At 57.1% G+C, this 14,489-nt stretch carries 10 protein-coding genes; all 10 read right to left on the bottom strand.

The features are described from left to right. Positions 1–39 precede the first annotated feature (39 nt). The 10 genes from HMPREF2692_RS01400 to HMPREF2692_RS01355 all read right to left on the bottom strand — a co-directional run bounded on the left by HMPREF2692_RS01400 (position 40) and on the right by HMPREF2692_RS01355 (position 14,489). On the bottom strand, positions 40–468 hold the full coding sequence (locus HMPREF2692_RS01400) for a hypothetical protein (RefSeq protein ID WP_070822502.1): 429 nt from the start codon (positions 466–468) through the stop codon (positions 40–42). Continuing rightward, entirely contained in the window at positions 446–868 is a 423-nt protein-coding gene (locus HMPREF2692_RS01395) for a hypothetical protein (RefSeq protein ID WP_070822500.1), read from the bottom strand. The genes HMPREF2692_RS01400 and HMPREF2692_RS01395 overlap by 23 nt, the downstream gene beginning before the upstream one ends. Then, entirely contained in the window at positions 868–1,239 is a 372-nt protein-coding gene (locus tag HMPREF2692_RS01390; protein WP_070822498.1) for a hypothetical protein, read from the bottom strand. The genes HMPREF2692_RS01395 and HMPREF2692_RS01390 overlap by 1 nt, the downstream gene beginning before the upstream one ends. Next, positions 1,239–2,630 carry a C39 family peptidase gene (locus tag HMPREF2692_RS01385; protein ID WP_083323794.1) on the bottom strand — a complete coding sequence of 464 codons (1,392 nt, stop codon included), beginning with the start codon at positions 2,628–2,630 and terminating at the stop codon, positions 1,239–1,241. Before HMPREF2692_RS01385 ends, HMPREF2692_RS01390 begins: the two co-directional genes overlap by 1 nt. Positions 2,631–2,691: 61 nt before the next feature. Then, positions 2,692–2,841 (bottom strand): hypothetical protein, encoded by a 150-nt coding sequence (locus tag HMPREF2692_RS13070; RefSeq protein ID WP_168168021.1) that lies wholly within the window; start codon positions 2,839–2,841, stop codon positions 2,692–2,694. A 2-nt stretch (positions 2,842–2,843) separates the two neighbouring features. Continuing rightward, positions 2,844–3,446: a carbohydrate-binding protein gene (locus HMPREF2692_RS01380; protein WP_070822494.1), complete on the bottom strand. Its 603-nt coding sequence runs from the start codon at positions 3,444–3,446 to the stop codon at positions 2,844–2,846. 877 nt (positions 3,447–4,323) lie between these two features. Beyond that, entirely contained in the window at positions 4,324–6,426 is a 2,103-nt protein-coding gene (locus tag HMPREF2692_RS01370; protein ID WP_070822490.1) for a coiled-coil domain-containing protein, read from the bottom strand. After that, positions 6,419–7,405: a hypothetical protein gene (locus tag HMPREF2692_RS01365; RefSeq protein WP_070822488.1), complete on the bottom strand. Its 987-nt coding sequence runs from the start codon at positions 7,403–7,405 to the stop codon at positions 6,419–6,421. The genes HMPREF2692_RS01370 and HMPREF2692_RS01365 overlap by 8 nt, the downstream gene beginning before the upstream one ends. A gap of 125 nt (positions 7,406–7,530) precedes the next feature. Further along, complete coding sequence (locus HMPREF2692_RS01360) at positions 7,531–8,238, bottom strand: phage tail family protein (protein ID WP_070822486.1); 708 nt, start codon at positions 8,236–8,238, stop codon at positions 7,531–7,533. After that, positions 8,238–14,489, bottom strand: a complete 6,252-nt coding sequence (locus HMPREF2692_RS01355) for a phage tail tape measure protein (protein WP_070822484.1) — start codon at positions 14,487–14,489, stop codon at positions 8,238–8,240. The genes HMPREF2692_RS01360 and HMPREF2692_RS01355 overlap by 1 nt, the downstream gene beginning before the upstream one ends.

Here is a 14,489-nt window from a genome sequence, read left to right as displayed (position 1 = left end):
ACCCCCACCACAAAGGGTGAGGGTCAATAGCTGTTTCGCTTACTTTTGTGCCGTCTCCGGGTACTTTTCTTTAACCCACTCCGGGTAACTCATGAACGGCGGGGGCGGGAGTGTTAGCCCCTTATCTACCGCCCAGAATTCCAGGCCGCGCCACAATCCAGTAACCCACAGTTGGTACTCATGGTGCCTTGATTCTTTCGTGCGTAGATCTGCTACTTCCCTATCGAGTCGTCGGATCGTCTTTTCCATGCGGTCTAGGCGCCGGGCGTCGCTAGCTTCATCCGCAGCGATCGCTTCCTCTTTATGGCGCCGCATAGCGAGGGCCGCCTTGCCAAAGATCCCGCCATAATCCGCAGCTGCTTTAGATAGCAGACCGGAGGCCACCGCGAGAATAATGGCGACGGTGAGGAGGAATCCGCCAGGGGTTTTTGTATTGGAGAGAAAATCAAGAATCTCCGTTGGTGTCACGCGTGACCTCCCGATTCTTTATCACAGCGATACGGATCGTCAGCGACCAAGCAATAACCGCCCACATGAAAGCGGTAGCAAGATAGCCGGTGAAGAATCGCCAATCATCAATAGGCCCCTGCACGTACACGTCATCAAAGACCATCACAGCGAACGCGCCGTAAATAGCGGCTGCGAGGATGGCCCCGGCGCGAACAACCCGCGGGCACTGCCTTAGCAGCCCGGCAGCAACGATAAGGGCGGCGATAATACAGGCCGCGCCCCAAACCAGGCTTGGGCTAGCTTCCGAGATTCGGAATGCCCCGACCCCCTGCTGTGGGTTGCCGAGCACGTAGTCCAGGCCGCGTGAAAACAGCTGGAATGTCAGCGCGCCAATGAGAAGTTGAAGTGTGCGAGTCATCATGCCTCGTTGGTGGTGGGGCCGCTATACACGGGCAGAGTTGGGGCTTGCGGGGCGGCTTGCTGTTCCCGATACTCTGCTTGTGCTGCGAGGCGCGGCGCCATGCTCGGGGTGACACCATCCACCGTGAGGCGGTTAACCAGGGCCGTAATAAAGTAACCGATCGCACCAGCCGCAAAGATCGTCCACGCTGGGGCGTCTGCGAGCATGACCGGCAGCGCGCCAGCGACCCACGCTAAAGCCTGTAGAGCGAGCATGATGGAGCCCTTGTAGCGTAGCCACCACGGCTGCTCCTTAAGCTCCGTGGCTACCGCGTCCGCGATGCGCTCCGAGACGCTGTTAATCACTGCTTGGTTGTAGTGGCGTGCCATTACTTCCTCTTTTCCTTGAGTTCATCCACATCGGCTTGAATCTGTGCGAGCTGCTGGCGGATAGCCGCAACCGCGTCGACCAAAGTTAGATTCTGCCCCTGCTGGTTCTGCCCTAGCTGGCTCCAACCCTTACCTCCAGGGCCGCGAAGTTGCGTCCAAATCTCCTGCAAGGCGTTAATCTGCGGCCCTAGGTAGCCGCTAATCCAGTCGGTGAAAAACTTTGTAGTAAGCATGTCTCCTGCTTCCTCATGTTGTGCTGCTTTTACTGGCGCGGCGTACGCGTATCCTTTTGGTGGGATTAGGCTTGCCAGTTGCTCGTGGCTAATCCAATAGCCGTATGGGCTGAACCCGCTGTCTGCTACCCAGTAGCGGCGCCCGCCGCCGTCTTCGCCGTAGCCCATGATTGCGATGTAGTGGTAGACGGTGCCGCCGCCGTAGGCGGGGCTAATGGTGGATGGTGCTACCGCACGCGGGTAATTCGACGGTGGGGCGACGATGTTCGCTACGACGCCGTGCCCGCCGTTGATTGAGCCGATGATGTCTTCCCACAGCTGCTGCTTTTGCGCTGCGCTTGGTGGATCGTTAGGCATTTCGCGCACCTTGTATCCCGCGCCCGGCATGTACTTATTGAGTAACGGGGCAATGAGCCCGATCCAGTCAGTGCCGCCAGTATCCGTTCCCAGTTGTGCGCCGAGGTCGCTCTCCGTAATAAGCTTTCCGGTCTTAGAGCGGATGACGGTCTGGGATGACGCGGGTCCACAATTATAGAAAGTGTCCTGGCGTACCTGGTCGCGTGGGTAATTGAGTACTTTCTCCACGGTTGGTTTACCTCCATCGGGTAGTAGGCGTGCCCCGAATGTCAGGGCGCGGTTGTAGCGGGCGCGGCGATCCGCCAAGCCGTTGAGGCCGCCGTTGATTGCTCGTGTTGCTCCCTCTAGGTCGCCCGCGTCGGCCAGGGCGTTGAGTTGCGGGCGCGCCGCCGTCCAGTAGTAGGTGGCGGCAAGGAATCCCCAGTGCGGTTCTTCTAGACGCTCCGGGTGGGCCTCGAAGTCGATGTCTGTGAGCCCGCGTGATTGTGCCCAGCGAGTGAAAGCACGGTAATTACTGCGGCCGGTCAGCTGAATAGGGCCACGGCCAGCAAATTTCACCCCGTCGCCGCGATACACGTTGCCGAGGTCGCTGCGCCCCTCGTATTCCGCGCCGCTAGCAATCTCCCGCATGTAGAGCAGACCTACAGACTCATGGCCAAGCTGTGCGCACCACATGGCTGCACGCTTCACAGTGGTAATCCCAGCTTCGCGCATGGCGGTATTAAACCCGTCGATTAGCCGCGTGTAACCGCCGTCAGGCAGTCCCCCGCCCATTACTTCACGTAATGTTTGAGCGTCCATACTTCCCTCCAATCTGGGCATGAAATTAGCCCCATGACCAGTGCGGTCAGAGGGCTAATAGTTAGTTCTTAATCGGGTCGAAAAGATCCGGCGTCTTATCCGGCGGGTAGGCCTCAAGAGCGGCGTGTCCGTACCGGGCGCGGTAGGTCCTGCCTTCGTACTCGTAGACCAGGCCGTGGATGATGAATATTCCAGGCTGCCAAGTGGTCATGGCTATGCCTTGCTGAAAAGCGACGGCGCTACATCAGGAGCCCAGTGAGCAGCGAGGGTATGCGGCTGCAAAACCTTGTAGGGCTGTCCGTTGCAGGTGACATAGTCACCAACTGCAACCTGAATACCTGGAGTAAACGGCCACGGGTTACCCCGCTCCCCCTGCTCAATAACCTCACCAGCATCATCAACCTTGGGAGCAGGCGGGATTACCTCAATAGTGACATCACGCCAGATATTGGGGTAAACACCTTCACCGCCCGGCTCCCACGTGTTGAGCTTGCCTGCCGTATTCTCCCAGTACTTGTCATGGTGTTTTACGACGGTGTCCGGCAGGTACGCCTTGAGCAGGTCGACGCCGGGATTCTCCCACTCTTCAACCCTGCCGATATCTTCCTTGGCCTGGGCAAGCGTTACAACAGGACGCACCAGCTCCGGCGCGGATTCTGCAAGCCCTGCCACGACCTCTGCCTTAGCTTGTTCCTTGGCTACGCGTGCTGGACGCTCACGGCGTTCACGCGATATTGCTGTTTGAGCGTCCAAGAGTAGCTCGTCTGGGATATCGGCCAAGTTGGCCACCCAGGTATCAAAATTAAAATCAGCCATTGCTGGCTCCTTTCGAAAAGAAAACCACCCGGCTTAGGTAGCTAGGTGGACATTGGATAAATATGTAGCGATGCAGTCGAAGTTGACTGCGCTCCGGCGTTGGGGCGCGGTGTAGTCGTGATTTCGAGCGTCCCCTTCCCGTTGGCCTGGATGATTAGCGGCTTCGAGTTTCGTGGCGTACCCGTAGGCTCGGCAGGGATTTGGCAAATCTTTATCACTGCTGTTCCTTGCCCTCCGGGCTGCCACCACACTTCTGCGGACTCCGGCCCTGTATAAGCCAGCTGTATCTGATATGCCCCAGCCGGTAGAGTGTAAAACTCCCCAGTCGAACGCTGCCCCGCTTCGGGCACCATGTAGGAACCTGCGCCCATTTTGAAGCGAATTGCGTACGGCAGAATCGAATCAAACTCAATTGGTGCGGTCATCTAGACCACCGCCTTGGCTAAGTACCGGGCAAAGTCGTGACGATTTCCAAGCCGACATTTTGCTCGAGGTGCGTTTCCCCGGAAGTCTGGTAGACCCAGAGAACACCCCCCCCTGCTTCGCGCGGCTACTTTAAAAACCCCGGACTTCTGAAATGTACCAACCCTTACTTGAGCAGAATTCTTATCGTTAGCGAAGTTAACGATCAGAGGGGATTCTGCTGGTGTAGAAACGCTTACAGTCGATACTCCAGATGGAACGGGAACATATTTATCTGGACGGCCAGAAAAAATAAGATCCCCGACAGAACTGCGCACCGGCGCAACAAACGATTTGGGAAGCACCTCATCGAAAACATTTAACGGTGTAGTCATCTTTCATCCTCCTTTACGGATAATTTTCTGACGAGAACTGGACACCTCTCGGCGTGCAAACCTGGGTCGGGATACCCCATTTACTGCCACGTATTCTTCGTGACAAAAACCATCGCGGCAGCAACATCACCAACAGGAATAGTGAAATTCACAAACTTGTAAGAACCAGACGCGCACACTGGCGCATACCAATCAGACCTATCCAAGGATCTGCGCTCTGACCAGGAGCCTGGCGGGATACTTCCCGCATTCACAGATCCATTCGAATAAATAATTAGGCGATACACCCACCCATCAAATGCACTATCGGCATAAAAGGTCATGGTCCTGTTTATCCCTGGCATTTGAAAAGCGATCTGATGATCAACAGACCGCTTGCGCTCTTCACGCAGCGCGAAGACAATTCCTGTGGCGAAACGTTGAATTTTCAGCAGCATCGAAGCCTGAAGAGCATCAATAGATTTTTGGGTATTTTGATAATCAAGCTGAGCTTTCTGCGCATTCACAGCCGTGGCCTTTGCATCATTCGCTGCCTGAGTTGACGCCGCCTGAGCTTTAGACAAAGCCTCTAACGAGTCTGTTGCTGCATCCACTGCGATATTGGTCTGAGTAATCGCGTTGGCGTTCTCCTGCGCTGCTTGGCCTGCCGACATTGCTGCGGCTGCTGCTTGCGAGGACGCCGCGGCCACAGCACGAATTGCCTGGATCAGCAGGCGCTGTGCCTGTTCAAGCAGATCAATTTGCTCCTGGAGCTTACGGTCAGCCTCCGCAAGCTTCTTATCAGCCTCTGCAAGCTTGCCAATTGCTTGCGCATTCAGATCCGCTGCACGCAAAGCCTCCGAAGCGGCTTGAGACGCCTGCATGGCAGCCGCGCTAGCCTGCGCCGCAGCCATCGCCGCATAGCGGATAGCCTCACCATGAATCTCAAGAATCTCACCATGCGCCGTAAGAATCTCATCATGGGCCGAAAGAACCTGCTGGTGCTTAGCTGCAATATCCAGCAAGACATCCGAGAGAGACTTTCCTGACCCATCAACATCGGACAACATCGCACGCGCAGCAGCAAGAGAATCTGCTGCTTGCTGCTGCAATGGTGCAAGCTCATCAAGACGAGCCTGCGCCTGGTCGACCAGCTCCTGCGACTTAGCCGCATCCTGCGCCGCGGCGCCGGCAGACTTCTGCGCCGCCACCATGTACTGCTCGCCCCTAGCTACAGCCGCCGCCGCATCCTGCGCAGCCTTCGCAGCCTCGCCAGACAAACGAACAACCTCCGCATGCGCGGCCACAACATCATCACGAAGCGGATCCAATTCATCCAAAATAATCTCCGCCTGCTGCGCATACTCCAACGCCAACGCAGCCGAAGCCTGCGCCTGCGACCCCTGAGCCGCCGCCGCACCCGTAAACTGACGCACGAGCTCAAGAATCTTATTCGACGCATCCACCGCATCACGCGCCTGCTGAATACTCGAATCAAGATCCAACCCCTCAACCAACGCCGCGGTAGCTTCAGCCGTAGCTTTCGCGTCATCCGCTGTTGATTTTGCTGTCGTAGCGGTCTCTACAGCCTTAGATGCAGTCTCAGCCAAGCCAGCCAGGTCACGGCGAGAATCAACCACGGCCCGGCGCACGACGTCGTTTTCTGCCAGGCGCGCCTCATCATCAGAGACCAACTGGCCGCCTACGTGAATACGCCAATCAACAATCGAATGATCAGAAACAATCGGCTCAATACGCGTTACTGGCAGCGGGACAACACGCCCCCAAATCTCCACATCGGCAATATCACCCACATCGAAGTGCTCGAATGGTACCCACGGGCCAAGGCCAGCAAGGCTGATATCCGACTCCAAGAAGAAGTCGCCCTGCACGCGACTAGCCGCCTCAAGCAAGGTAGTATCCACGTCAGAGGCTGCGGCCCAGGTGTCGTCGTTCGACTCGCCAATAGAACGCACGCTCACGTCTGCGCGCACGAACCGGCGAGCAAACCCACCCACACGCTTACCAGCAGGTGCCAATTGCGCTACGTAGCCTAGCTCATTTCCCGGCGCCGAAAGCTTATAAACATCGTCGATATTGACGCCGTCTGGCACGGTCAGGGAATACTTACCGAAAGCAGAAGAGGCCACAGAATGCAGCACCGTCACCGACGCGGCATCAGCCACAAAATAAGGCCTACGCATTCTTAACCTCCTTCACCGTGAGCACGACCATCGCATGCGGGAATGAGCGATAAGCCAACGTGCGCTTCGATTCCCCCACTGACGGGCTAATATCAACCTGCTCCGGCGTCATCGTCGACGTTGCCTGATTCCAACAACGAATAGGCTTATCGCCCGGCCACCACATCTTCGCTCCAAGAATCACACCGGCATTCTTCGCCTGCGCTGCGACCGTATCCCACAGGGTGCCGTCCCGCGCTTCCAGAGAAATCACCGGAGAAGAATCAACCTCCGGCACCTCAACAACATGGAACGGGTCATCAACCCACCGTGTGCCGTCCGGATCGGCCTGCGTCATCATCATCGCATCCAGAGACTCCTGCGCCAGGCGGCGAATAACAAACCCCGCCTTCCCCTCCTTGAACGTGAACATGGATTGGCCTGCGAGCTCTACACGCGCCATCTTCCACGCACGCGAATACTTCAAACCGGACTCATCCGACGTCTTCTCATAGGGTCTTGCGGCCCACCACGCGGCAGGCCACGACACCGCAAACACCGTATTCCACACATCCGCAGCATTAAGCGCGGGGATAGTCAAGGTCTGCGGTACACCGTCGTTATCGGGGTCTTCCGCGTTCGGGTTTACCACTAGGCCGCCGCGGCGGATGATCTCTCCATCATGGCCGCGCCATGCCGCTAGTAGGGTGAAATCTTCGGCATCGTCGATGCTAACCCGGCCGCTGGCATCAATATGGTCGAGGGCATCACCAATCAGCTTTTGGTAGGCGGGGTGAAGCTCACCAGATGGGGTGACCGCCGGCATCTTAAATTCAATATCGGAGGCTTCCATCCACTGCTCCGGGGCGGCAAGCCCATCCCCCAACGGCTCCGACAAAGTCATTAGCGGCTCGCCGTCGGCGTTACCGAGCCCGTACCAGCGTCCGCGCTCGTCAATCGTGCGGTTTACGTGCTTTCGCCAAGCTTGCCAATCGACCATGCTCACACTCCCCAAAGTTTTAGTTATAAAAAAGGGCGAGGTGGGCTAACCTCGCGTTGTTTTAAGCCCAAAAGACCCCTACACAAGTAAGGGCCCATTTTCGTCACTTTGACTATATTCCGGCGCTACGCCCACGGGTCAGCAACCTGCAGAACCCACTCAAGACGAGCACCAGCAGGCAACACCCACGTACCAGACTGCCCAGGCTCCACGCCCTCAGGGAAAGCCCCCTCAAGCATCAACCCCTCCGGCGACATATCCACCGTCGAAGCACCAGCCGGCAGACTAAACGACGCGCCACTCGGGCACGTCACCTTCCCACCTGCAGCCGCCACAATCTTCGGGAAGACTGCCACGTCACCAGAATTAGTGACCGTCACCGTACCAGTGCCGTACTGCACAGAAGTCCTAAACAGCCCCTCTGCGCTAAACACCGGCACCGACAAGGGAACCATCGTGCGCCGCCGCGCATCCACAGACACACCCGGCAAAACACCAGCCGTCACATCCAAAAACAGTGGCGAGAGCGGATGATCCGCCTCCACCTTAAAAGTAGAAACGCCACGCCATCCCTGACGAAACTCGCGGTACACGCGCTCCAGCTCTTCCCCAGTATCCGCATGAAGATAGAACGGAATTTCAACCTCAATCGGGCCGTAATTCCGCCTACCAGCAATCACACCGGGGCGCCCCGGGCGTGCCAAATCTGAATGCGACACTTGGCCGCGCAGCTCAACCAGTGCGCCTTCCCCAGAAAGCACCGGGGATTGGGACTCCGTACCAGTCAACAGGTACGTCTTACCCGTGGAGGAAATCAGCTCAACGCGAAGCATTAAATCACCTCCCCACGCTTAGTACTAGCAACCAGCGACGCCGGACGAACCACACGAACACGCGTCGACGTACCCGCCGTAGCCTCAGCCAGTAGCTTGTCGACTTGGTCTGCGGTGTACATCTTCTCACCATCCATATAGATAGTGACCTCACGGCGAATCTGCTCACGAACACCAGCGTTGGCGTACTTCGGGTCAAGCTTCCACGAAACCCCAAGCTCCTCCGCAGCCTTCTCATTCGCCTCAGCCGAACGAAGATAATCACCGCGCAGCTTCTCATTACCATCAGCCCACGCCTGAGCCTTCTCACCAAGACCCTTGATGGCATACTCAAGACCCTTAATCGTCTCCTCAAGCGGCGTGACCTTCTCATACAGGTCGATCTCTGCGCGCAGGTCTTCAACCTTGCGCTCCATCTCCCGCTTATCGTCACGGATCTCGTAGACCGGCTTCAAAGACTCATTGATCTTTAACGCCGTCTCCGCAGCGACCAGCTCCGGCATCTGCGACCGCAGCACCGACATCGGGTCGCCGCCACGGTACGAGGCCTGCGCCATTAGCTTCAACGTGCGGTCGAGGTTGGCCTGGTTGACAACAACGCCGGTTTCCTTGACCACCGCATCCAAAGCGGCTTGCAAGGAATCCATCTGCGCCATCTGGCCACGGTACTCATTAGCCCAATTACCCTTCGCGCCGAGCTTATACCCCCAGCGGCCAAGCGTATTGGAATCCATCTTTCCCTTAAGCTCAGCCAGCTCAGCCATGAGCTTCGCCACCTGCGCAGTACCGGTAGCGTCCTCTAGGTCAACACCGGCAACCTTGGCAGACATTCGCAGCAGGCGCTCCTGTGTGGTCAGCAAATCCTGCTGATTACGCAGATTTTCCCGCGTCGCCTCAGCCAGCTTCGCCTCAGCATTGATGTAATCAACCCTGGCCTGCAGCTCACCCTTCAGCGCTTCAGCACGCGCCTTCTCATACTCAAAAAGAGCAGAGATAGCCGCATCCGACCACCGCTCCAGCACGCCCTGGGACTGCAACGCCTGGAACGCCATGTAGGTATCCCAGTCCTCATGCAACCCCATGAGCTTCAACTGCGCGGCAACCGCACCCTTACGAACCTCCTCGTCGAGCTTCAGCCGGGCTTCAGCCACCTTGAGATGGCCCTCAGCCTCTGCCACGAGGCGGTCCTGCGCAGCAACCTTCAGATTAAACTCCGCGGTGCGCTGCGCCATAAGGCCACGAACAATCGACTGCTGTAGCTCCGCAATGTTGGTCTGCATGTCATGGATAATCTTCGCGTAGTCAGCAATGACCGACAGGCCATCAGCCAAGGCCTTGTATGCCTCAATCCGAGCCTTGCGAATTTTCTCAATGATTCCCTTAATGAAATCAACGATCTTCTTCACAATGGTGATAGCTACCTTCAAGGCATCCATCACCATGCCAAGCGTCAAACCAGCAGGCCCAGCCATGCCAGCAACCTGCGACAAAGCGCCGGTAACACCAGCCAGACCGGCCTGAACCGCCCCAGCAGGGGCACCCATACCAATCAGCTGATTAGCCAAACCGTGCGCCTGACCAGACAAACCCTGCATAGAGTCATGCGAAACAAGCACGATGTTGTCCAAATCCTGTGCCTGTGCCTTACGTTCAGCCGCTAGTTCAGACTCCGCCTTCTTCACATTCTCATTAGCTTTCTTCACCTCCTCGGCGTGCTTTTTCGCATTCTCTTCAGAATGCTCATCAATATCCTCACGAACTCGCTTGAGTTTCTCCTCGGCATCCGCGACCTTATCGGCAGCGGCGGCACGCTTCTCATCCGAGTCCGCTTCAGCTTGCTTAGCCTTAGCCTCGTCTACGGCCTTTTGCGCGTCATCGAGCTTGCGCTTATCTTCCTTAGACATGCCATCAGGACCAGACATGAGCTCAGACGCAGCTTTTCGCGCCTCCTCAAGCGCCTTTTCCTTCTCGGCAAGCGCCTCAACATGCCCAATAGCACGCTCACGCGAATCCCACAGTGCCTTCTCCCCATCCAAAATAGAGGAAATGACCTCATCACCCGGCAGGTCAAACCCTAGGTCAAGCATCTTACGGATTCCCGACCGCAGGTTAATCCCCTCAATCGACTCAGGGTCTGCAACCTTCGCCAGCGAGGCCTGCATGCTATCGAGGCGCTTGGCCACCATGTCAGTATGGCCCCGCAGCGCGGGCACCAGGTCACCAACAGCACGCGCCAATTCACCCAGCGAGCGCATACCAGAGTTCTTCAGAATGAACTCGTCTTCGCCGGAGTGGTTGAACGCCGCCACACCATGCGGCAGGATGCCGCCGGTGTCGTACAGGCCGAGCTTCTTACCGGCCCACTCAGTAGCAGACTTGCCAGCAGATTTAATGATGTCGCCAACCTCGGACGCCGCCTCATAGACAGTGCTTAGACCATCGCCGAGCGCATCCACGCCAGCCTTAATACCCTTCGGGAAGACTTCCTTGCCGGCGCGGTACACGCCGCGAGGAATTTCCTTCCACGCAGGTGGGCCAGATGGAAGCATCGACTCAATCGGGTTGAGGATGCGATTCATCGCGCCCTTAGCCTTGTCGAGGATGAAATTCTTCATCTGCTCCGGCGACGGCCCGCCACTGCCCTTGCCGACGACGAATGCGCCGCCAGGGCCAATAGGCAGGTGGTAATGCGTAGTGAAGTACGAATCGTTAGCGCCAACAGCGCCAGGGCCGTACTTCACCATGGATGGTGAACCGCCGGACTCGACGTTGACCGCGCCAATACGCGACGTCGCGCCCAGGGTACCGGCAGTGTGGCCACCGGCAGCGCCACCGTTTGTCACGCCAATGGAAAATGTATGCGCCTTAAGACCGGCGACGAAACCCTGCGGGCCGGATGGGTGCTGCGTGTTGCCGCCACCGTTAAACGCCATGGTGGCCCACTGACGTGCACCATTACCGCCGCCAATCACATCCGCAATACCGGACATAAAGCCGGAGCAGTCAGTGCCGCCAGCACCGTCAGCAGACCCGCCTAGAACATATGGGCGGCCACTGCGGGACTTCGCCCACTTGTGGGCACGCTCCAGCTGCAGCTCCCACATCGGGCGAACCTCGCCACCATCCTTAAACGCCGGGAACAACGACGGCGCGGCTCCAAGCAGGTCACCCTTCTTGTTATCCACATGCTTCGGCAACAATGTCAGGTCATTGCCGTCAAAGCTAAACGCCTGCCCATTTTGGATAGCTTCACGCATGGCGTAAACAGCCTGCTGGCCACCAGCTTTAAGCACGTCCTTGGCAGTCCATACGTGCTCGCCATTCGACAGCCACGCAGGAATATCGTCCGAAGTGCCAGAACCGGGGCCACGGATAGCGCCACCAGTAGCATAACCGCCGATGGGTGATAGCTTCGTAGCCGTCTTCGGCTTTAGCGGCAGGAACGAACCGATGGTATCCCACGCCTTGGCAATACCACCGTTGTACACGGTATTGATCATGAAGTTGATCGGTGCGGCAAGCGCGGACTTCAACCCATTCCATACCGTCTTAATACCCTCAACAACGGTGCCGAAGAATCCCTTCAGGCGGTCGAGAGTACCACGGAACGGCGTAAACACATTGCCATCAATCCACTGATACGTGGCGTGCATCGTGCCCTTGAGCCAATTCCACTTGTCACTAATCCAGCCTAGTACTGGGGACACAACCGAGTTCCAGAGGCTCTGCAGGCCAGACATGAACGGCTGGATCGCGTTTTGGTCAATCCACGCCCAGGCCGCGGAAACAACATCCTTAAGCCAATTCCACTTATCACCAATCCAGCCAATAACCGACTGAACAATATTCCATAGATTATGGAACGCGTCAATATAAGGCTGGATGACATTGTCTCGAATCCAATCCCAGGCAAAGGAAATGGCATCCTTCATGGCGTTCCAACCGTCGGAAATCCACTGCAGAACCTGCTGGATTGCAGGCCACAGGACATCCGTCGCGAAATCGGAAAGCGCCTGCCACACCGGCTGAATGACGTTCTCCCACGCCCAAGAAATGCCAGCAGACAGAGCCTTCCAGTAGATAAGCAGTGGTGCGAGAATAACCGTGCCGATCACCCCAAGAGTGACCTTAGCGATCTGCCAGATTCCGTTGAAAACCGGCTGGAACACGTTCTCCCACGCCCACTGAGCTGCACTAACCAGCATGTCCCAGCCAGTTTGTATACCAGACCAAACGGTCTGCAACGCGGGCAACAAAGTATCCGTAGCGAACGTCATCAAAGGCGCAAGCACATTATCGTGAATCCACGCCCAACCAGCCGACAGCTTCTCGACTACCCAGTCCCAGCCATCGCCCAAAGCCTGCGTGAACTTCTCCCACAGCTCACGGCCCGTCTCGGTCTTAGTGAAAAACCACACAAGACCAGCTACTAGAGCAGCAATCGCCGTTACAACAATGCCGATAACGTTGGCCTTCATCGCAAGGTTCATGCCTTCCTGGGCAGCCTTGGCGAGCTTAAGCGCCGTGGTCACGGCCGTCATGCCAAGTGCCCACGCTTTCCACAAACCGATCGCAGTACCTACCGCTACAAGCAGCGGCACCAAGTAATCCTTATTCTTAAGTATCCATTCACCAAGCGAGGTGAGCTTACCGACAACGTCCTCAAGCACCGGTCCGAGTTGCTCCGCAAAAGACGCCGCCAGCGGCATGACCTTATCAATCACTAGCTGCATCGCAGGAGCAATAGAATCAAAAATCTTAGACGCCACCGGCTCCAAAGCAGCCAGCGCATTCAGCTTGAATTGGTCCCACTTCTCCGAGAAACTGGCTGTTTCCTCTGCAACACCATTAATCGTGTCAGATGTTGCACCAGTCGCCGCCATGAAATCATCAACTGACATCGTGCCGGTCTTGACAGCGTCCACAAATTGCGCAGCGCCACGAGTACCGAAAATATTCGACGCCATATCAATAGCGCCTGCTTCGTCACCCGCGTTAATAAGCTCCTCGATACTGCCAATCGTCTCTTTCAGCGCCTCCGGCGCATCACGCCCCTCAGATGAAAATTCTGCCAAGGCGCGCTGCATCGACTGCAACGTCTTATCTGCATCGAGACCAGCTTTATCCATCTGGCCTACCAAGGCAGCAGAATCGGCCATATCGAAGCCAAAGCCACGCAACGACGGGCCAGCCTTCACCGCGGAGTTCGCAAGCTCAGACACCGACAAGCCAGTCGCCTGCGACACCTGGAACATTTTGTCCAGCATGCCAGGCATGTCCTTGGCCTCTACACCGAAGCCGTTCATAGCCTGCGATAGCGAGTTAATGTCAGCGTCGACGCCGAGCTCTTGCAGCTGCATCATCGACCGTGTCATATCCTCAAGCGGCTTACCTGTCAGCCCCAGGCGGGTATTCAGATCTGCAGCGGTTGAGCCAATGGCTTCGAAGTCCCCACCAACGCCCACAGACTCCTTCGCGACGTTCCGAATATTTTCTTTGAGCGCCTCGAATGCTTCACCTGTAGCACCGGTCCCGGCGCGCACCGTATCCCACGTGTTGTCGAAGGTTGTTCCGACCTTGACCAGACCTGCAAGCCCACCGGCCACAGCACCGGCCGCCACAGTCATGCCAGTCTTAAGCTTGGCACCAATATCGTGAAACGAGGTTCCAGCGTCGTCGGCTGCGGCTTTCGCTTTGTCCATTTCTTTACGAAGGCCGCCCATAACGCCCTTATGGCGGTCTTCCTCATCCTTTGCAGACTTCTGCGCGTCCTCGAGCTTGCCCATGGTGCGGGCGTAGTCCTCGGCCTGGTCTTTGGCTTTCTTCTGCGCGGCAACGGTGTCCTGCTCCGCCTTCTTCAGCTTCACATTCGCGTCTGCGACCTTGGCCTTAGCGTCCTCGAGCTTCGCAAGCTCATTAGTTCCAGAGTCGCCCTTGGCGAGAGCTTTCTGGTAGTCCTCCTCGGCGGCTTTTTGCTTCGCAATGGCAGCCTGCACCTTCTGGCGAGCGACCTCTTCCTTACCTGCAGCAGACTCTGCGGCCTTGCCAAGGTCATCGACTTTCTTCTTCGACGCCGCGGCCTGGCGCTCGAGAGACTTCACCATGTCATCGGCAGTCTTCTGCACCGCGCCCGAAGCCTTCTTCGATGCCGCCTCCGCAGGCTTCACAAGCCCCTTTTCGATACGCTGCGTGATCCCCTCAAACGTCGGGACGAACGGGACGGACACCCAGCCGAGTGCGTTGTCTGCCAT

Source organism: Corynebacterium sp. HMSC036D03, from assembly GCF_001836185.1.
Lineage (GTDB): Bacteria > Actinomycetota > Actinomycetes > Mycobacteriales > Mycobacteriaceae > Corynebacterium > Corynebacterium simulans.
Note: the sequence above shows the minus strand (reverse complement) of the source record. Positions and strands in the feature narration are given on the sequence as shown.

Coding starts and splice junctions, on each gene's coding strand:
- HMPREF2692_RS01395 (WP_070822500.1), bottom strand. CDS start 868: ATGACTCGCACACTTCAACTTCTCATTGGCGCGCTGACATTCCAGCTG.
- HMPREF2692_RS01390 (WP_070822498.1), bottom strand. CDS start 1,239: ATGGCACGCCACTACAACCAAGCAGTGATTAACAGCGTCTCGGAGCGC.
- HMPREF2692_RS01385 (WP_083323794.1), bottom strand. CDS start 2,630: ATGGACGCTCAAACATTACGTGAAGTAATGGGCGGGGGACTGCCTGAC.
- HMPREF2692_RS13070 (WP_168168021.1), bottom strand. CDS start 2,841: ATGACCACTTGGCAGCCTGGAATATTCATCATCCACGGCCTGGTCTAC.
- HMPREF2692_RS01380 (WP_070822494.1), bottom strand. CDS start 3,446: ATGGCTGATTTTAATTTTGATACCTGGGTGGCCAACTTGGCCGATATC.
- HMPREF2692_RS01370 (WP_070822490.1), bottom strand. CDS start 6,426: ATGCGTAGGCCTTATTTTGTGGCTGATGCCGCGTCGGTGACGGTGCTG.
- HMPREF2692_RS01365 (WP_070822488.1), bottom strand. CDS start 7,405: ATGGTCGATTGGCAAGCTTGGCGAAAGCACGTAAACCGCACGATTGAC.
- HMPREF2692_RS01360 (WP_070822486.1), bottom strand. CDS start 8,238: ATGCTTCGCGTTGAGCTGATTTCCTCCACGGGTAAGACGTACCTGTTG.
- HMPREF2692_RS01355 (WP_070822484.1), bottom strand. CDS start 14,489: ATGGCAGACAACGCACTCGGCTGGGTGTCCGTCCCGTTCGTCCCGACG.